Origin of the sequence: Arthrobacter sp. SAFR-044 (genome assembly GCF_051965175.1) — a bacterium.
GTDB lineage: Bacteria > Actinomycetota > Actinomycetes > Actinomycetales > Micrococcaceae > Arthrobacter.
The window spans coordinates 516,611-534,447 of the sequence record NZ_JBQCMK010000001.1 but is presented as its reverse complement, the minus strand read 5'-3'; the positions used below and the strand labels follow the sequence as shown (position 1 = coordinate 534,447).

Genomic DNA, 17,837 nt, shown 5'->3' with positions numbered 1-17,837 from the left:
CTACGCTTGCGCCCGGGGATGTATTTCGCCTCTACCGAGGCTTCCATATCCAGCCCGCAAGGGCCCCGCACCCCGGAGTACCCCATGAAGAAAAGACTCGCACTCTTAGCCTGTATGGCGGCCTCGGCCGCTGCCATAGCGTCCGCAGGCCCTGCCGCAGCTTCCTCGAAGACGCCGGACTATGACGTTCTGGCGGGTGGTTTCGTCTCGCCGCTGCACGTCACGGCCGGACACGGAAAATCGGTCCAGGTGTCCCAGGATTTCGCCGGGAAGCTCACCCGCATCGCCCGCGACGGAACCACCGAAGACCTTTCCAGCGGTACCTCCCAGGGCTGGGAGGTAGCAGGCGCTGACACCCGCGGGAACACGACGTACTTCCTGGAGAGCGTGGGGGCCGGCCAGGGCGACCCCGCCGGGCTGCACGGATACCTGAAGTCCATCGACGCCGGGGGTGATGTGGACACCATCGCCGACTTTGCCGGTTACGAGCGGCGCCACAACCCCGACGGAGACCAGCACTACGGATTTGGCGACGATGTCAGCGCCCGGTGCCTCGCGGCGTGGCCGAAGTTCCCTCCCGCCACCTACAAGGGCATCGTGGATTCCCATCCGTATGCACTGGCGGTACGTGGCAACACAGCCTATGTTGCGGATGCAGGCATGAACGCCGTGCTCAAGGTGAACCTGAAGAACGGTGACATCGACACCGTCGCGGTCCTGCCCCCGCGGCCGGCCGTGGTTCCGGCAGGCCTGCGGATTCCGACGGACATGATGGGAAACACGGTGGAGGTGCCCGCGTGCGTGGTTGGCCATGAGTATGCCTTTGAACCGGTTCCCACGGATGTGGGGATCGGACCTGACGGGATGCTGTACGTGACGTCCCTGCCGGGTGGCCCGGAAGGACCTGAGCTCGGGGCCCGCGGTGCCATTTTCAGGATCAATCCGTGGAACGGCGACACCGACCTCTGGGCAGAGGACATCCTCAGCCCGACGGGCCTGGCGATTGCGGGCAACGGCGATGTCTATGTGGCGTCGCTGTTCGGCGGCGAAATCCTGAAGTTCACCTGTAACGGGGACCGCTCCCGGTTCCTGACGGTGAACATGCCGGCGGATGTGGACATCAGCGACCATACCCTCTACGCGACCATCGACGCCCTGGGTGACCCGTCCCAGCCGCCCGCGGGCAAGGTGATCAAGGCGGACCTCCGGTAGCGCCAGGCCAAGCAGGAGTCAGGAGCCATAGGAGCAACAGGAATTAAATGCCAAGGGCCCGGGACTGGCTCCCGGGCCCTTGTTTGCGTCTTTACTTGTTGCCGTCCTCGTCGAGGTCCTCGTCGTCGGTGAGGTCCAGGTCCTCTTCGTCGAAGTCGTCTTCGTCGATATCCACCTCACCGGATGCATCGGTCTTGTACGGGTCGGCGTCGCCGGCGTGTTGCGCGTTGGCTGCCAGGGCGGCAACCTCTGCGTCCCGCTTGCGGGCCTCCCGGAGCAGCTCCTCCAGGTTGGAGGCGTTGACCGGAATCTGGTCGGCCACGAACTCGAGGGTGGGGGTAAGGCGAACGGTGATGTTCCGGCCCACCTCCTGCCGAAGCACACCCTTGGCCTTCTCAAGCCCCTTGGCGGCATCAGCCTGGACGGTCTGGTCGCCCAGGACGGTGTAGTAAACAGTGGCATGCTGCAGATCATTGGTCACGCGGGCATCGGTGACAGTAATGCCCTCCAGCCGCGGATCCTTGACCTTCCGGCCCAGAGCCTCAGCAACAACAACCTTAATCCGCTGCGCCAACTTGGCAGCACGTGCCGGATCAGCCATGAACAACTCCTATAAGAAGAAAAAAATTAGGGACCTACGACGACGGCGCAGCAAATTGGGCGGATAAGGTCGCCTAAGGTGCTGCTCGCCGTGGTGAGCCAAGGAAGATGCCGGAGAGTTTTGGGGGCGCCCGGGAGTGGCATCGGGCCTACCGGAGCTGGGCGGCAAAGGATCGCAAGATCCTTTGCCGCCCAGCGTAGGGGCGGGGCGCCCCCAAAACTCGGAGGCGCCCAGCCACTGGTTTGAGAACCAGCTTAGACGCGCGGCTTCTCGCGCATCTCGAAGGTCTCGATGATGTCGCCTTCGGTGATGTCGTTGTACGACCCAAGACCGATACCACATTCGAAGTCCGTGCGGACCTCAGTGGCGTCGTCCTTGAACCGCTTGAGCGTCTCAACGGTGAGGTTGTCACCGATGATCTTGCCGTCGCGGCTGATGCGGGCCTTGGCGTTGCGGCGGATGATGCCCGAGCGGACGATCGAGCCGGCGATGTTTCCGAACTTGGAGGAGCGGAAGACTTCGCGGACCTCGGCGGTGCCGAGCTGGACTTCTTCGTATTCCGGCTTGAGCATGCCCTTGAGTGCCATCTCGATGTCATCAATTGCTGCGTAGATGACGGAGTAGAAGCGCATGTCCACGCCTTCGCGGTCTGCCAGTTCGGCAACCCGCTCGGCGGGCTTGACGTTGAAGCCGATGATGACGGCGGAGTCGACCGTTGCCAGGTTGACGTCGTTCTGCGTGATGGCACCAACACCGCGGTGGATGACGCGCAGCTGCACGCCTTCGCCAACGTCGATCTTGAGCAGTGCGTCTTCGAGGGCTTCCACGGCACCGGACACGTCACCCTTGAGGATGAGGTTGAGGGTGTCGATCTTGCCTTCGGCGACGGCCTGGTCGAAGTCTTCCAGGCTGATGCGCTTGCGGCGCTTGGCCAGGGCGGCGTTGCGGTCGGCAGCTTCACGCTTCTCCGCGATCTGGCGGGCGGTGCGCTCGTCAGCGGTCACGAAGAAGGTGTCGCCGGCGCGCGGCACGTTGGACAGACCCAGCACCTGGACGGGGCGGGACGGGCCGGCCTCGGTCAGGGCGCTGCCGTCGTCGTCGAACATCGCACGGACGCGGCCGTGGGCCGTGCCTGCCACGATGGTGTCGCCGACGCGCAGGGTACCGGACTGGACCAGGACGGTGGCAACAGCACCGCGGCCCTTGTCCAGGTTGGCTTCGATCGCGATGCCGCGGGCGTCCTTGTTCGGGTTGGCGCGCATATCCAGGGCAGCGTCCGCGGTGAGCAGGACGGCCTCGAGCAGCTCGTCGATGTTGAGGTTCTGGCGGGCAGAGACCTCTACGAACATGGTGTCGCCACCGTATTCTTCGGGAACCAGGCCGTACTCGGTCAGCTGGCCGCGGACCTTGTCCGGGTTGGCGCCTTCCTTGTCGATCTTGTTCACGGCCACGACGATCGGCACGTTGGCTGCCTGGGCGTGGTTGAGGGCCTCAACGGTCTGCGGCATGACGCCGTCGTCCGCTGCGACCACCAGGATGGCGATGTCGGTGACCTTGGCACCACGGGCACGCATGGCGGTGAACGCCTCGTGGCCCGGGGTATCGATGAAGGTGATCTTGCGGTCATTACCCTCATGGTTGTGAGTGACCTGGTAGGCACCGATGTGCTGGGTGATGCCGCCGTGTTCGCCGGCCATGACGTCGGACTTGCGGATGGCATCGAGCAGTCGGGTCTTACCGTGGTCGACGTGGCCCATGACGGTGACTACCGGAGGACGTGCCTCAAGGTCTTCGTCGCCTTCGGCTTCGAGCTCAGCGTCGAAGTCGATGTCGAAGCCGGAGAGCAGCTCGCGCTCCTCGTCCTCCGGCGAGACAACCTGGAGCTTGTAGCCCAGTTCCTCGCCCAGCAGGGCGAAGGTCTCTTCGTCCAGCGACTGGGTGGCCGTGGCCATTTCACCAAGGTGGAACAGCACGGTGACCAGTGCGGCGGGGTTTGCCTCGATCTTGTCGGCGAAGTCCGTGATGGACGAGCCACGGCGAAGCCGGATGACAGTGTTGCCGTCGCCGCGGGGTACGCTCACGCCACCCAGCGACGGGGCACTCATCTGCTCAAGTTCCTGGCGCTTGGCACGCTTCGACTTGCGCTGCTTGCCACGGCCTGCGCCGCCCTTACCGAAAGCACCCTGCGTGCCACCGCGTCCGCGGCCACCCTTGCCGAAGCCGCCGCCGGCGGGAGCACCGCCACCGGCACCGGGACCACCGGTACCGGGAGCGCCACCGGGGCGTCCGGGACCGCGTCCGCCACCTGGGCGGCCAGCACCTGCGGGTGCGGGACGCTCAGTGCGGTTGGGCATCATGCCGGGAGTGGGACGGGGACCGCCGGGACGCGGTGCGCCGGGACGGGGTCCGCCTGCGCCTGCTGCGGGGCGGGGTCCACCGGCGCCGGCTGCGGGACGGGGCCCACCGGGACGCGGCCCACCGGCACCGGCTGCGGGACGGGGACCGCCTGGACGGTCACCGTCGCGGCCGCCACCCGGACGGGGCATGCCCTGGGACGTGGCGAACGGGTTGTTGCCAGGACGCGGAGCGCGCTCACCGTCTCCGCCGCGGCCACGGGGCATGCCCTGTGAGGTGGCGAAGGGGTTGTTGCCCGGGCGGGGGCCGCCGGGACGGGGGCCGGAACCACCGGGCGTTGAACCACCCGGACGGGCGGAGGGAGCAGGGGTCTCGGCCTTGGGAGCCGGGCGTGCACCGGGCTTGGCACCCGTGGACGGGGCACCCGCAGACGGAGCAGCCGCAGACGGAGCCGCGGGGGCGGCAGGGGCTGCGGGGGCCGGAGCTGCTGCCTTGGCAGCGGGCTCGGCGGGGGCAGCCGGAGCCGGCGCCTCTGCCTTGGGGGCCGGAGCCTTGGGGGCAGCAGGGCCGGGAGCCGGGGCTGAAGTACGGGTACCTGCTGCGGGAGCGGGTGCCTTCGGGGCAGCGGCGGGCGCTGCGGCCGGTGCCGCCGACTTCGCGGCAGCGTCGGGGAAGGCGTTGCGCAGTTTCCGCACAACGGGGGCCTCGATGGTTGACGAGGCGGAGCGAACGAATTCGCCCAGTTCCTGCAGTTTGGTTACTGCATCTTTGGAAGTTATACCGAGCTCTTTGGCGAGCTCATGTACGCGGACCTTGGCCACATTTCTCCTGTCTCGGTCCGCACCGAGCCAGGCACGAACCGTCTACTTCTTACTGCGGACCCCAGCCGCTGTTGATGCGAAGGGGCCCATTGCAGAGCGCAACAAAGTTGTCATCGTTACGCACTCATCGCTGGGAACTCATCGGGTTTCCATCAGATTTCTGACCCGCTTTCAGGTTGGACGGTTGGTGTTGCAGCCACCGGGGCGGCGTCAACATTTCGGGCCTGACGTGATCCGGTGTTCGACGGCGGCGGTCCCGGTCGCGCCCTGAAGGGCACGTCCGAAGGCTCGCCGCTTGATCGCCAGAGCCAGGCACGATGTGCTGGGGTGCAGCCATGCACCCCGGCCAGCCATCCGGCGTCGTTCATCCACCAGGACAGCGGTTGACCCGCTGCCTTCGGCGACGAGCCGGAGCAACTGCGACCGCGGGCCTTTCTTCCGGCATCCGATGCAGGTACGTTGGGGCTGATTCCCGGTGGAAAGCACTTCTGCCACGGTCATCGTCCTGACGTTCTTTCTGCTGGCCGCAGGTTTACCGCCTCCGCAGTCACGGAAACGAGCACGCCCAAGGCACACGGCTACCGGCCGTTAGGCGCGGTCTTATCTATTCTAGCCCCTCCGGGCCGTTCTGCCCGAAACCGGGTGGCCGCCGCAGCGCGCCAGCCACCCTGCCGGGTCCTTACTTATCGCGGTTGCCCGCGGCGTCGGAGACGATGTCGATGCGCCACCCGGTGAGCTTTGCCGCCAGGCGGGCGTTCTGGCCTTCCTTGCCGATGGCCAGGGACAGCTGGTAGTCGGGAACCACAACCCGGGCGGAGCGCGTGGCTTCGTCCGTGATGGTGACCGAATTCACGCGTGACGGTGAGAGGGCGCTGGCAATGAAGGTAGCGGGGTTTTCGCTGAAGTCGACGATGTCGATCTTTTCGTCGTTCAACTCTGTCATGACGGCGCGGACGCGGGAGCCCATTTCACCAATGCACGCACCCTTGGCATTGATCCCCGGGGTGTTCGCCTTGACGGCGATCTTGGTGCGGTGCCCGGCTTCGCGGGCCAGCGCCACGATTTCCACGGAGTGGTCGGCGATCTCGGGTACTTCGAGTTCGAAGAGCTTCCGGACCAGGCCGGGGTGCGACCGGGACAGCGTGACGGACGGGCCCTTGGTGCCGCGGTGCACATCGATGACCAGGGCGCGCAGCCGGTTGCCGTGGATGTACTTCTCACCTGGAACCTGCTCGGGCGGCGGCAGGAGAGCCTCGATCGAGCCGAGGTTGACCTGGATCATGTGCGGGTTGTTGCCCTGCTGGATGGTGCCGGACACCAGTTCGCCTTCGCGGCCCTTGAATTCGCCCAGGACGTTGTCGTCCTCAACGTCGCGGAGCCGCTGCAGGATGATCTGCCGGGCGGTGCTGGCTGCGATGCGGCCGAACCCCTCGGGCGTGTGCTCGAATTCACCGATGGGGGCGCCGTCGTCGTCAATTTCGACAGCCCAGATGGTAACGTGTCCGCTCTTGCGGTCCAGTTCGGCGCGCGCTTTTTCGAAGGCGCCGGGTGACTTGTGGTAGGCCACCAGGAGCGCCTGCTCGATGGTGGGGATCAGGAGGTCCAGCGGGATTTCACGCTCACGCTCCAAAAGTCTCAGTGCGCTCATGTCAATATCCATCAGGCCTCCTCGGAAGGTCCATTGTGTTCAGGTTCCAGACCGTCCTCCGGGAGGTGGCTGAATTCGATCTCGACTTTTCCGTTGCGGATCCTGTCGAAAGGAAGTTTTACTGGCTCACCCTGCCGGGGCTTCATGCCCTTCTTGACGGGCACCTCGGGGATCAGTGTCACTCCCCCGTCGTCCACGGCGTGGATGCGGCCGGTGACGTTTTCGCCCTGGATGACGTTGACCTTGACCATCCGGCCGCGGGCGCGGTGCCAGTGCCGGCTTTCGGTCAGGGGACGCCCGACGCCAGGTGAGGACACTTCGAGGTCGTAGGGACGGCCGTCGTCTTTGGGGTCGTTGTCCAGCACGTCAGAGAGCACCCTGGAGATGTCGGCGATGACGTCCAGGCTGACCCCGCCGGTTTCCTCCTGTGGCAGGTCCACCACAACGTGGACAACCCGGTGGGAGCCGGGAATGATGGCCACGTCCTCGAGGTACAGGCGGTTGGCCTGGACTGCGGGTTCCAGGAGGGCCCGGAGCCGGGCAGCTTCGGGATTGTGGGCCGGCGCGGTTCCGCTTCCCGAGCCGGTGTGGTCTGGTGAAGCCGTAGCTTCTGCGTTGCTCACGATGCCGGCCGCCTCCCTATAGATGATGTTGTGTTTACTAGCGTAGCCATTTTACCGGCCCAGCGGTGCACCCGGGTGCCCCCTCAGCGTGACACCATGGTCTGTTGTGAAAGACCCCCGCCAGGACACCAACCCCCGCATGCGCACCCTCCGATATGCCGTCCTTGCCCTTGCTGCCCTGGTGGTCCTGAGCCTCGGTTTCGCCCTGATTCCCGCGGAAGAGCCTGCTCCTGCCGAGCCCCCGTTTTCGGAGCAGGCCCGGGCAGCAGCGCTCGGCGCGGCCCTCGATCTGCGGGCCGCCGGACTGGGGCTCGCATCCGCCGGCACCGCGGATTCCAACGCGTTGGACCCTGTTGTGACCTTGCTGACCATCCAGGCCAGGGCGCTGGTGTCCCCTGGGTCCGACTCCGCGTCCGGGCCTGCGAACGCGTCAGCGCAGACATCGCCGCCGGCTTCTGCGCCGCCAGCTTCCGCAGCCGCTCCGCAAAGCACCGCGGAGCTGATCCAGGCCCTGGCCAACAGCGGGACAGCCCGGCTCAAGGACGCTGAAACGGCCGACGGCGGCATGGCACGGCTTCTCGCGGGCACCGGCACCGCGCAGCTCATCGCGGCCCGGCGTCTTGCCGTCGCCGCCGGGATCCCCGTGCCGCAGGGAACGGCAGGACCTGGTGCCGAGGTGCCCGGGGCGGCAGCAGCCGCTTCTCCGTGCGCGTCCACTACAGGCCCGGCTGCTTCAGCCCCGGCTGCTTCAGCCCCGGCCGCGCAGGAAAGCACGTTGGCCACCGCTCCCCCAAGCACGCGCCAGGCCCTCGCCGCCGCCATTTCCGCCGAGCAGCAGGCCGTCTACGGCTACCAGGCAGCACTCCCCCGCCTCGCTCCCGCTGAGGCGGCCCCGGCGTCGGACTTCCTGGGCGTGCACAAGGGACTGGCTGCGGCCGCAGCGGAACGCCTTAGGTCGGCCTGCGGCGGCTCCGTGCCGCAACAGCCCGGGTACGTCCTTGGCCCCGGCTTCCTGGCTGCGCCGGCGGCGGCCCTGGGCAAGCTCGAGGCGGCTACGCTGGCGTCCTACGGCGACGTGGTGGCGGTATCCCAGGGCCAGGACCGGAAGTGGGCCCTGGCTGCCCTTCAGTCCGCCGCAGGACGTGCCCTGCAGTGGGGCGTAGATCCCGGGCCTGTTCCGGGCCTCACCCTGGACGCCGGCCAACTGCCTGCCCTTCCCGCTGGGACCGGCCTTCCCGCCGGGGCCAGCGTGGCGCCGTCGCCCGCCGCATCCTGAACCCCGTGGCTAACAGCCGGCCTTCCCGTGCTGGATCCCTGCCGGCAGGGAGGCCTTGTCCGGGGGTGGCATTGGACCGGCGGGGGTGGTTTGCTGAAGGAATGAACGCGGACGAACCGGCCAACGCTCCGGGAGCCGGTGCGGCCGGCCCGGACCTGAACCGCCATCTTGAGACGGAACCGCACGGCGACGACACCGCGCACCGGCTGAACTGGCTGCGCGCCGGTGTCCTCGGCGCCAACGACGGCATCGTCTCGGTTGCCGCGATCGTCGTGGGCGTGGCCGGGGCCACCGCCGAGGCGGGCCCCATCCTCACGGCAGGCGTAGCCGGCGTGGTGGGCGGTGCGGTCTCCATGGCGCTGGGAGAATACGTTTCGGTCAGCAGCCAGAGCGACAGCCAGCGGGCGCTGATCGAGAAGGAACGCCGCGAACTCGAGGAGGATCCGGAAGCGGAACTGGCCGAGCTGACCGCCATTTACCAGGCCAAGGGCCTCACCCCTGAAACGGCGGCCAAGGTCGCCAAGGAGCTGACGGCCCACGACGTCCTGGCAGCGCACCTGTCCGCCGAGCTCAACATCGACGAAGCGGACATCGTCAGCCCCTGGCATGCGGCCTTCGCCTCGGCCATTGCCTTCACCATTGGGGCCATCCTGCCCATGCTGGCCATCCTGCTTCCGCCGCCAGGGCTCCGGGTGCCGCTGACCTTCATATCGGTCCTGGTGGCCCTGGCGTTGACGGGTACACTCGGTGCCTGGATTGGCGGCGGGTCGAAAACCCGGGCAGCTGTCCGTGTGGTGGTGGGCGGGGCCCTGGCACTCGCGGCAACGTTCGTCATCGGCAACCTGCTCGGCGCCTCCGGTGTTGTCTGATCCCGTGGTGCCCGGCATCTTGCCACCGGGTCCCGTATCTGCTCCCGGGTCACCTGCCGTTCCCATTCCCCCGGACCTCGCTGCCCGGTACGCACGCAGCAGTGCGGGACGGGCCTGGCTGGCCCGTCTTCCGGGCCTGCTGGCGGACCGCCTCGAGCAGTGGCATCTGGAAGTTGACCTGCCACCGCGCAGCTTCCCCTGGAGCGGCCACGGCGCCCTCGTGGTCCCTGTCCGGCAGGACGATGGCTCGCCGGCAGCCCTCAAAATCGCTTTCCCCCACGACGAGGCCAAGGTGGAGCGGCATGCGCTGGCACTCTGGGACGGCCGCGGCGCCGTTGTCCTGCTGGCCTGGGACAGCGGATCGTGCGCCATGCTCCTGGAGCGCCTCGCCGCCGACCGGTCACTGGCGCACCTGCCGCTGGACGACGCAGCGCAGGTGTGGGGCGGATTGGTGCGTCAGCTGGGACTCGTCCCGGACCCGCGGCCGGAATGGCAGGAGTTCACCCACATCGCCGCCCGGGCCGAACAATGGAGCGACGACCTGCCCGCGGACTGGGAACAGCTGGGCCGGCCGTTTCCCCGGTGGCTGTTGGAGGCGGCCCTGGAGGTGTGCCAGACGCGGGGCGCGGTGGGACGCCGGTCCGCCCGCGACGTCCTGGTCCACACCGACCTGCATTTCCTGAACATCCTGGCGCGGCCCGGGACGGCGGGGGCAACACCGGCCGGCTATGCAGCGATCGACCCCCAGCCCATGATCGGCGAGCCCGAGTTCGCGGTTGCACCGCTGCTGTGGAACCGCCTCGGAGACCTGCCGGCGGACCGGCCCGGTCCTGCGCTCCTCAGCCGCTGCCACGACTTCAGCACCGCCGCCGGCCTGGACCCGGAGGTGGCCCGGGAATGGGCGATCGCCAGGGAAGTGGAAAATGCGCTGTGGTACGCCGGGCAGGGCCACCGGGGTGACCTGGCCCGGTCGCTGTGGGTGGCCAGCACCCTCGCCGGGAACACCCTGGACGGCCTGCCGCATCCGCATTCGCTGCCGAAACCTGGACAGGGGGAACCTGGATAGGGCGGCTAGGGCCGGGGGCGCCAACCGGACGCGGCCACAGGACTGCGTGCTCCAGCGCGGAAAAGGGTCAGGAGTTCCGCACCGCGGCCAGGGCGGACCGGACAGCGTCAACTGCCGTGGCCACATCTTCCCCCGCCGTGTGCCAGTTGCTCACCGATACCCGGAGGATGTCCCGGTCCCGCCAGTGCGAACCGGACATCCACACCTTTCCCTCCTCGATGATGCGGGCGGTGACAGCGCGGGTAGTGTCGTCGTCCCCAAAAGCCAGGCACACCTGCGTGTAGCCAACGTCGTTGAGGACCTCCACCCCGTCCAAGGCTGCCAGCCCCTCCGCGATGGCCGTTGCCGCCGCGGCCAGGCCACCTACTTGCGCGGCCACGCCGTCGCGGCCCAGGCTTTTCAGGGCCGCCCATACCGGCACACCCCGTGCGCGCCGGGACAGCTCGGGGACCTTTTCGAAGGGGTCGCCCGGGCCTTCGGCGTCGTGCACCAGATAGCTCGCATGCAGGCCCATAGCAGCCCGCAGTGCCGACGCATCCCGGACGATGGCGATGCCGCAGTCGTAAGGCACGTTCAGGGTTTTATGCGCGTCCGTGCCCCAGGAGTCCGCCTCCTCAAACCCGCGGGTGAGGTGCCGCAGTTCCGGCGCCGCGGCAGCCCACAGGCCGAAGGCACCATCGATGTGGACCCACGCGCCGTGTTTGCGTGCGACGGCGATGGCTTCGGTGAAGGGGTCGAAGGCACCGGAGTGCAGGTTGCCGGCCTGGAGGCACACCAAAGCGGGGCCCGTGCCGTCTGCAAGGGCCGCGTCGAGTGCTGCGGGGACAAGGCGGCCCTGGCCGTCAGCGTCAACCTGCACCGGCTTCCCAAGGCCCAGGTAGCGCAGCCCAAGGTCCACGGTGTCATGCCGCTCCCGCCCCACGAAGCAACGGATCCGGGGTGCGCCGGACAGACCGTCGCGGTCCAGGTCCCACCCTGCGTCGGTGAGCAACCGCCAGCGGGCCGCGGCCATTCCGGTGAAGTTCGCCATGGTGGCGCCGGTGACGAATCCGACGTCGGCTGTGGGAGGCAGGCCCAGCAGATCGAGCACCCACTGTCCTGCGGCTTCCTCGATGGCACCGGTGGCCGGGGTTGCGTACCGGAGGCCCGCGTTCTGGTCCCAGGCGCTGACCAGCCAGTCGGAGGCCAGGGCGGCGGGAAGGGTGCCGCCAATGACCCAGCCGAAAAACCTGCCCGAAGGCATGGCCATGAGGCCGGGCTCTGCCTGTTTGGCCAGGAAGTCGATGACGTCGACGGCTGGCATTCCTGATTCCGGCAACGGTCCGCCGAAGACTTTGGCGAGTTCGCGGGCGTTCCGGGCCGGTCCTACAGGGCGGTCCGGGAGGCTGTCCAGCCACGCCTGCGAGTACCCCGCTGCGGCCGCCAATGCCGCGGCAAACCCTTCATCGCCGTGTGCCATACCTGCATGCTACGCCGGGCGGGCCCGGGTCACGAGGACCAGCTCAGGCGAAGTTTTCCTGCCAGACGTCATAGCCGAGTTTGACGATCAGGGCTGTGACAACCACCAGGAACACCACCCGGACGAACTTGCTGCCCTGCTGCACGGCGGTCCGGGCGCCAAGATACCCTCCGGCCATGTTCGCCGCCCCAAGCACCAGGCCGATGCCCCACAAAATGGACCCGTGCGGCAGGAAGAACAGCAGGGCCCCGGCGTTGGTGGCCATGTTGACGATCTTGGCCTTGGCGCTCGCTTCCAGGAACGCATAGCCCATGGCGGACACCAGGGCGATGACCAGGAAGGATCCCGTCCCAGGACCGATGAGCCCGTCGTAGAAGCCGATCACCGCACCGATAAGGCACGCGACGACGTAGTGCCGGTGGCCTTCGTGCCGCAGCGCCGTCAGTTCACCGACACTGGGCTTGAGTGCCGTGAAAAGCGCGACGGCGACCAGCGCCACCACGATGATGGGCTTGAAGACCCCTGCCGGCAGGGTGGCCGCCAGGCTCGCCCCGCCGAAACTGCCAGCCAGGGCTATGACGGCCATGGGGACGGCAGTCCGGAGGTCCGGGCCCACCCTCCGGTAGTAGGTGGCGGCGCTGGTGGCGGTCCCGAAGATGGAGCCCATCTTGTTGGTGGCCAGCGCCTGGACGGGCGCGATGCCGGGAACCAGCAGCAGTGCGGGAAGCTGGAGAAGGCCTCCGCCGCCCACCACTGCGTCAACCCAGCCGGCTGCGAATCCAGCCACCACGATCAGGATGATGGTGGTGAGCTGGATCGACTCGAAGCCGGAGATCACTGGTTGCGGACGGCGTTGACCACGTAGTCGACGGCCTTGTCCACCTCGATGTTCTCGGCTTCACCGCTGCGGCGGTCCTTGATCTCCACCACGCCGTCCACCAGCCCGCGGCCCACTGCCAGGATGGTGGGGACGCCCACCAGTTCCGCGTCGCCGAACTTCACACCGGGAGAGACCTTGGGGCGGTCGTCATAAATGACTGACAGTCCTGCCGCTTCGAGGTCTGCCGAGAGTTTCTCCGCTGCCTGGAAAATCTCTTCGCCGCGGCCCACGGCCACGACGTGCACGTCTGCAGGGGCCACGGTGCGGGGCCAAACAAGGCCGCGGTCGTCATGGTTGGCCTCTGCCAGCGCCGCCACGGCCCGGGTAACCCCCACGCCGTAGGAGCCCATGGTGACCACCACCTGCTTGCCGTTCTGGTCCAGCACCTTGAGGTCCAGGGCTTCGGCGTACTTGCGGCCGAGCTGGAAGATGTGGCCCATCTCGATCCCGCGCGCGGTTTCCAGGGGTCCGGAGCCGTCCGGGGAGGGATCGCCGGCGCGGACCTCAGTGCACTCGATCACGCCGTCCCAGCCAAAGTCGCGCCCGGCGACCAGGCCGAAAACGTGCTTGCCGGCTTCATTGGCGCCGGTGATCCAGGCGGTTCCGCTGACAACGCGGGGGTCCACCAGGTACAGCAGCTTGGTGGCGCTTTCGGCGCCGAGGAGGGCCTGGTCCAGGGAGAGGCCCGGGCCCAGGTAGCCCTTGACGATCAGCGGCTGCTTCTTGAGGTCCTCCTCGCCGGCCTGCTCGAGTCCGATCTCCCCCGCCATGGGCAGGAAGGCGCCAATGTTCGCTTCGACGCGCTTGAGGTCCACCGCGCGGTCACCGGGAAGGCCGATGACCACAAGCTGCCGCTCACCCGTGGGCAGCGTGACGGCGAGGACCACGTTCTTCAGCGTGTCAGCGGCAGTCCAGGCGCCGCCGTCGGCCTCTGCCCGCGGGGCAATCTGGTTGGACGCAGCAACAAGGGTCTCGATGGTGGGTGTGTCCGGGGTGTCCAGGACTTCCGCGGCCGGGGCATTGGTGAAGTCAACCGGATCGGGGACCACCGTGGTGACAGCCTCCACGTTGGCCGCGTAGCCGCCTGCGGAGCGGACGAAGGTGTCCTCGCCGATCTCGGTGGGGAACAGGAATTCCTCGCTCCTTGACCCGCCCATGGCACCGGCGGTGGCCGCCACCGGCACAACCTCGAGGCCCAGGCGTTCGAAGATCTTCAGGTAGGCGGCGCGGTGCGCGGCGTAGCTGGCATCCAGGCCGGCGTCGTCCACGTCGAAGGAGTAGGAATCCTTCATGATGAACTCACGGCCGCGGAGGAGTCCCGCGCGGGGACGGGCCTCGTCACGGTACTTGTTCTGGATCTGGTACAGGCTCAGCGGCAGGTCCTTGTAGGACGAGTACAGGTCCTTGACCAGGAGGGTGAACATTTCCTCGTGCGTGGGGGCCAGCAGGTAGTCGGCGCCCTTGCGGTCCTGGAGCCGGAACAGGCCCTCGCCATACTCGGTCCAGCGGTTGGTGGCCTCGTAAGGCTCGCGGGGCAGGAGGGCTGGGAAATGGACTTCCTGGGCGCCGATGGCAGTCATTTCCTGGCGGATGATTTCCTCGACCTTGCGCAGGACGCTCAGCCCCAGCGGCAGCCAGGTGTAGATGCCCGGGGCGGCGCGGCGGATGTAGCCGGCGCGGACCAGGAGTTTGTGGCTGGCGACCTCGGCATCGACGGGGTCTTCGCGCAGCGTGCGCAGGAAAAGCTGGGACAGTCGTAGGACCACGGGTGGTATCCGTTTCTGGGGAAGTGCTGGGTCAGCAGGGCCGGACAATTCGTCTGGGTACTAATCTACCGGCACCCAACCGGCGGCACTGACTGGCCGCGGCGGGAGACGCCCGGGAGCACCCCCGGAACACAGTGGCCGGACACAGTCCGGACACAGTAGAGCCACGCCCGGGAATACAAAGCCCCTGGCCCCCCAATAGGGCTGGTCATCGCATCCGGGCGTGGCTCAACGCCGTTATCGCCTTAGTACTGGTGAGGACTGGTGAGACCGCCCACCCCACTTCCAGCGCAGCTAGATCGAACTTATGTGATCGTGCGCACGTTTGACAAGTGTTTTTATTTTCGGGAATCCGTTTGCCTGCATTTGCCCGCGGTTGTTGCTTCAAGCCGGGATGGTTACTTCAGCAGCCGGTTGCTACTTCACCAGGGCGGCAGCGGAGTCAAGGAGCGCACCTGCCCGCCGGACGGCGTCAGCCTCGCTTTCCCCGCCTATGGCAACCGCCGTCATGAGCACGCCCTGATGGACCGCCTGGGCCTTGATTGTCGAGTGCACCTTCCCATCCGGCGACTTGGTATCTGTCCGGTAGGCAACCGTCTTCGGGACGCTGCCGGCGCCTTCAACAGGGGTCAAAGTCACTGCATACTCCATACCGGCCGCGGTCATCGTCACGTGGGCGCACGCGTCCAGCCGGTCCAGCTGGCTTGCGATCGTGGCCAGGACGGATTCGTCCAGGCCAGCTGCCAAAGTCATGATCGACATTGAACCGGACGCCGTGTCGATGCTCTGCCCTGCCGCCATCGCGGCGCCCTCAAAGGCTGAGACATTGCTGGAAGCAGCCATGTCCTGGCACTCTGCCGGGGCAACATGCATCGATGCGATTGCCGCCTTGGCCTGCTCCAGGGAGCTTGCCAAATCGGCGCTGGGCAGGACGGACAGCCTCCGGTCGGCCGAGTCCCGCACCTGGCCCACGATGGCGGCAAGTTGGTCGGCGGTGTAGGCCTTGGCGCTCGGCGTGGCGCTGGGTGTGGCAGCCGGTGTGGGGGTCGGCGTGGCGGCGGCGGAAACAGTTGTTGCGGAGCCCGCGGACGCAGGAGGTGTGGAGTCCGCGGCTTGTGGCCCGGATGCTCCCCCACAGGCAGAAACTGCTACGGCCATAAGGGCGCAAGCCCCGAAAGTTCCCAGCACGGACGTCTTCAATTTTCCCCCAATATTCTGCTTGCTGCCGGCAACCGCCGGCTAGAAGAGAACTGTAGCGAAGGTGCCAACCTGGCGGAAGCCTACGCGTTCATAGGTGGACCTGGCCCTGGTGTTGAATCCGTTGACGTAGAGGCTGGTCACCGGTGCAATCTGCCGGGCCTTTTCCACTACTGCCGACATATAGCCGGCGCTCAACCCCTGGCCCCGGAAGAGCGGGTTCATCCAGACACCCTGGACCTGGGTGACGTCGTCCGTGACCGCTCCAAGCTCAGCCTTGAACACCACCTCCCCTGCGTCGTTGAGGTGGACCATGGAGTGTCCCTGCCTGATGAGGCCCTCAACGCGGCGGCTGTAGAACTCCCTGCCGCCAAGATAGGGCGAGTACCCTACCTCCTCCTCGAACATGGCGGCGCAGGCGGGCAGGATGCGGTCGAAGTCAGCGAGGTTTCCCAGGGCCAGGCCGGGGTTGGGTTGCACCAGGGGCGGTCCGTCGATGACCATCAGGGGCTGGTCCGCCCGGACCTCGTGGGCCCGGTGGCCCAGCTCCGCGAGTTCGGCATTGAGCGCCAGCACGGGGTCCGCCGGACCGAAAGCGGACGCGTACCGGCGCCCGGAGCTGTTTGCGACCGCTGCTACCAAGGGTGCCAGGGCCGGATCGAGCTGGACCGGAACCAGGTTGGCTCCGGCCCAGCACGCACCGGCAAGGATGCCGTCGTCGAAAACCCCGATGACGCCGGCCCCACCGCTGGTGGGCGCCGCCGTCCCCGTGGCACGAAGGTGCGCCAGGATGAACACGTTGGTTACGGGGTCCTGCTGGGCCAGTAATCTCAGCGCGGGGGTGTCCTGGCCGTCGAGGGTACGGACAGAAAGCCCCGCAGGATCGGCGGCGTCCTTACGAGACGCTAACCACGGGGCTACCCTTGACAGCATCTTCGCCATCGGCCTCCCCCATCTCTTCCGCGATACGCATAGCCTCTTCGATCAGTGTCTCAACAATTGCGCTCTCGGGAACAGTCTTGATGACCTCGCCCTTAACGAAGATCTGGCCCTTGCCGTTGCCCGAGGCGACGCCGAGGTCCGCCTCGCGTGCCTCGCCTGGACCGTTCACCACGCAGCCCATGACGGCCACGCGCAGCGGGATCTCCATCCCTTCCAGCCCGGCCGTGACCTGTTCTGCCAGAGTGTACACGTCCACCTGGGCGCGGCCGCAGGAAGGGCACGAAACGATTTCCAGCTTGCGGGGCCGCAGGTTCAGCGACTGGAGGATCTGGTTGCCCACCTTGATCTCCTCCACCGGCGGCGCGGAGAGGGACACGCGGATGGTGTCGCCGATGCCACGGGACAGGAGTGCCCCGAAAGCCGTCGCGGACTTGATGGTGCCCTGGAAGGCAGGCCCGGCTTCGGTGACGCCCAGGTGCAGGGGCCAGTCACCCTTTTCGGCGAGCATTTCATAGGCGGCCACCATGACCACGGGGTCATTGTGCTTCACCGAGATCTTGAAGTCATGGAAACCGTGCTCCTCAAAGAGGGACGCTTCCCAGACGGCTGATTCGACCAGCGCTTCAGGGGTGGCCTTGCCGTACTTCTTGAGGATGCCCGGTTCCAGGGAGCCGGCGTTGACCCCGATGCGGATGGAGGTGCCGTGGTCCTTGGCGGCGGCGGCGATCTCCTTGACCTGGTCATCGAACTTGCGGATGTTTCCGGGGTTCACCCGCACTGCCGCACAGCCTGCCTCGATGGCCGCGAAGACGTACTTCGGCTGGAAGTGGATGTCCGCGATGACCGGAATCTGGGATTTCCGGGCGATGATGGGCAGCGCCTCGGCATCGTCAGCGGACGGGCAGGCCACGCGGACAATGTCGCAGCCCGACGCCGTGAGTTCCGCGATTTGCTGCAGCGTGGCGTTGATGTCCGTGGTGGGCGTGGTGGTCATGGACTGCACGCTGATGGGGAAATCAGATCCTACGCCTACCGAGCCGACTTTGATCTGGCGCGTCTTGCGGCGGGGGGCAAGGACGGGCGGTGGTGCTGACGGCATTCCCAGGCTGACCGAGGTCACGT

15 protein-coding genes are annotated in these 17,837 nt (G+C 67.2%); 4 read left to right on the top strand and 11 right to left on the bottom strand.

From position 1 onward, the window contains the following. Nucleotides 1-84: 84 nt before the first annotated feature. Entirely contained in the window at nucleotides 85-1,212 is a 1,128-nt protein-coding gene (locus tag ACTHQS_RS02335) for a ScyD/ScyE family protein (RefSeq protein ID WP_440165678.1), read from the top strand. Nucleotides 1,213-1,303: 91 nt separating this feature from the next. Here the strand turns inward: ACTHQS_RS02335 and rbfA are convergent, their stop codons facing one another. The 5 genes from rbfA to rimP form a co-directional block, all read right to left on the bottom strand. Then, complete coding sequence (gene rbfA / locus ACTHQS_RS02330; RefSeq protein WP_440165676.1) at nucleotides 1,304-1,813, bottom strand: 30S ribosome-binding factor RbfA; 510 nt, start codon at nucleotides 1,811-1,813, stop codon at nucleotides 1,304-1,306. A gap of 254 nt (nucleotides 1,814-2,067) precedes the next feature. Beyond that, entirely contained in the window at nucleotides 2,068-4,989 is a 2,922-nt protein-coding gene (infB, locus tag ACTHQS_RS02325) for a translation initiation factor IF-2 (protein WP_440165675.1), read from the bottom strand. A gap of 210 nt (nucleotides 4,990-5,199) precedes the next feature. After that, nucleotides 5,200-5,490: a YlxR family protein gene (locus ACTHQS_RS02320; RefSeq protein WP_440165673.1), complete on the bottom strand. Its 291-nt coding sequence runs from the start codon at nucleotides 5,488-5,490 to the stop codon at nucleotides 5,200-5,202. A gap of 178 nt (nucleotides 5,491-5,668) precedes the next feature. After that, nucleotides 5,669-6,649 carry a transcription termination factor NusA gene (gene nusA, locus ACTHQS_RS02315; RefSeq protein WP_159632360.1) on the bottom strand — a complete coding sequence of 327 codons (981 nt, stop codon included), beginning with the start codon at nucleotides 6,647-6,649 and terminating at the stop codon, nucleotides 5,669-5,671. After that, the gene (gene rimP, locus ACTHQS_RS02310; RefSeq protein WP_440165670.1) at nucleotides 6,649-7,260 is read right to left on the bottom strand and encodes a ribosome maturation factor RimP; all 612 of its coding nucleotides are present in this window, start codon (nucleotides 7,258-7,260) and stop codon (nucleotides 6,649-6,651) included. Before rimP ends, nusA begins: the two co-directional genes overlap by 1 nt. A gap of 106 nt (nucleotides 7,261-7,366) precedes the next feature. Here rimP and ACTHQS_RS02305 point away from each other — a divergent pair, with 106 nt between their 5' ends. The 3 genes from ACTHQS_RS02305 to ACTHQS_RS02295 all read left to right on the top strand — a co-directional run bounded on the left by ACTHQS_RS02305 (nucleotide 7,367) and on the right by ACTHQS_RS02295 (nucleotide 10,471). Continuing rightward, nucleotides 7,367-8,536 carry a DUF4439 domain-containing protein gene (locus ACTHQS_RS02305; protein WP_440165668.1) on the top strand — a complete coding sequence of 390 codons (1,170 nt, stop codon included), beginning with the start codon at nucleotides 7,367-7,369 and terminating at the stop codon, nucleotides 8,534-8,536. Nucleotides 8,537-8,637: 101 nt separating this feature from the next. Next, on the top strand, nucleotides 8,638-9,405 hold the full coding sequence (locus ACTHQS_RS02300) for a VIT1/CCC1 transporter family protein (protein ID WP_440165666.1): 768 nt from the start codon (nucleotides 8,638-8,640) through the stop codon (nucleotides 9,403-9,405). Between the two features lie 7 nt (nucleotides 9,406-9,412). Further along, nucleotides 9,413-10,471, top strand: coding sequence for an aminoglycoside phosphotransferase family protein (locus ACTHQS_RS02295; protein WP_440165664.1), 1,059 nt, complete (start codon nucleotides 9,413-9,415; stop codon nucleotides 10,469-10,471). 67 nt (nucleotides 10,472-10,538) lie between these two features. On the opposite strand, the gene ACTHQS_RS02290 is transcribed toward ACTHQS_RS02295, so the two are convergent. From ACTHQS_RS02290 to ispG, 6 genes are all read right to left on the bottom strand, one after another. Further along, nucleotides 10,539-11,930: a pyridoxal phosphate-dependent decarboxylase family protein gene (locus tag ACTHQS_RS02290; protein WP_440165662.1), complete on the bottom strand. Its 1,392-nt coding sequence runs from the start codon at nucleotides 11,928-11,930 to the stop codon at nucleotides 10,539-10,541. 43 nt (nucleotides 11,931-11,973) lie between these two features. Further along, entirely contained in the window at nucleotides 11,974-12,768 is a 795-nt protein-coding gene (locus ACTHQS_RS02285; protein WP_440165660.1) for a sulfite exporter TauE/SafE family protein, read from the bottom strand. Then, nucleotides 12,765-14,576: a proline--tRNA ligase gene (locus ACTHQS_RS02280; protein ID WP_440165659.1), complete on the bottom strand. Its 1,812-nt coding sequence runs from the start codon at nucleotides 14,574-14,576 to the stop codon at nucleotides 12,765-12,767. Before ACTHQS_RS02280 ends, ACTHQS_RS02285 begins: the two co-directional genes overlap by 4 nt. Before the next feature lie 417 nt (nucleotides 14,577-14,993). Continuing rightward, nucleotides 14,994-15,734: a hypothetical protein gene (locus tag ACTHQS_RS02275; RefSeq protein ID WP_440165657.1), complete on the bottom strand. Its 741-nt coding sequence runs from the start codon at nucleotides 15,732-15,734 to the stop codon at nucleotides 14,994-14,996. Nucleotides 15,735-15,815: 81 nt separating this feature from the next. Then, complete coding sequence (locus tag ACTHQS_RS02270; protein ID WP_440165856.1) at nucleotides 15,816-16,706, bottom strand: GNAT family N-acetyltransferase; 891 nt, start codon at nucleotides 16,704-16,706, stop codon at nucleotides 15,816-15,818. Further along, entirely contained in the window at nucleotides 16,669-17,835 is a 1,167-nt protein-coding gene (gene ispG, locus ACTHQS_RS02265; RefSeq protein ID WP_141161002.1) for a flavodoxin-dependent (E)-4-hydroxy-3-methylbut-2-enyl-diphosphate synthase, read from the bottom strand. Before ispG ends, ACTHQS_RS02270 begins: the two co-directional genes overlap by 38 nt. Nucleotides 17,836-17,837: the final 2 nt, after the last annotated feature.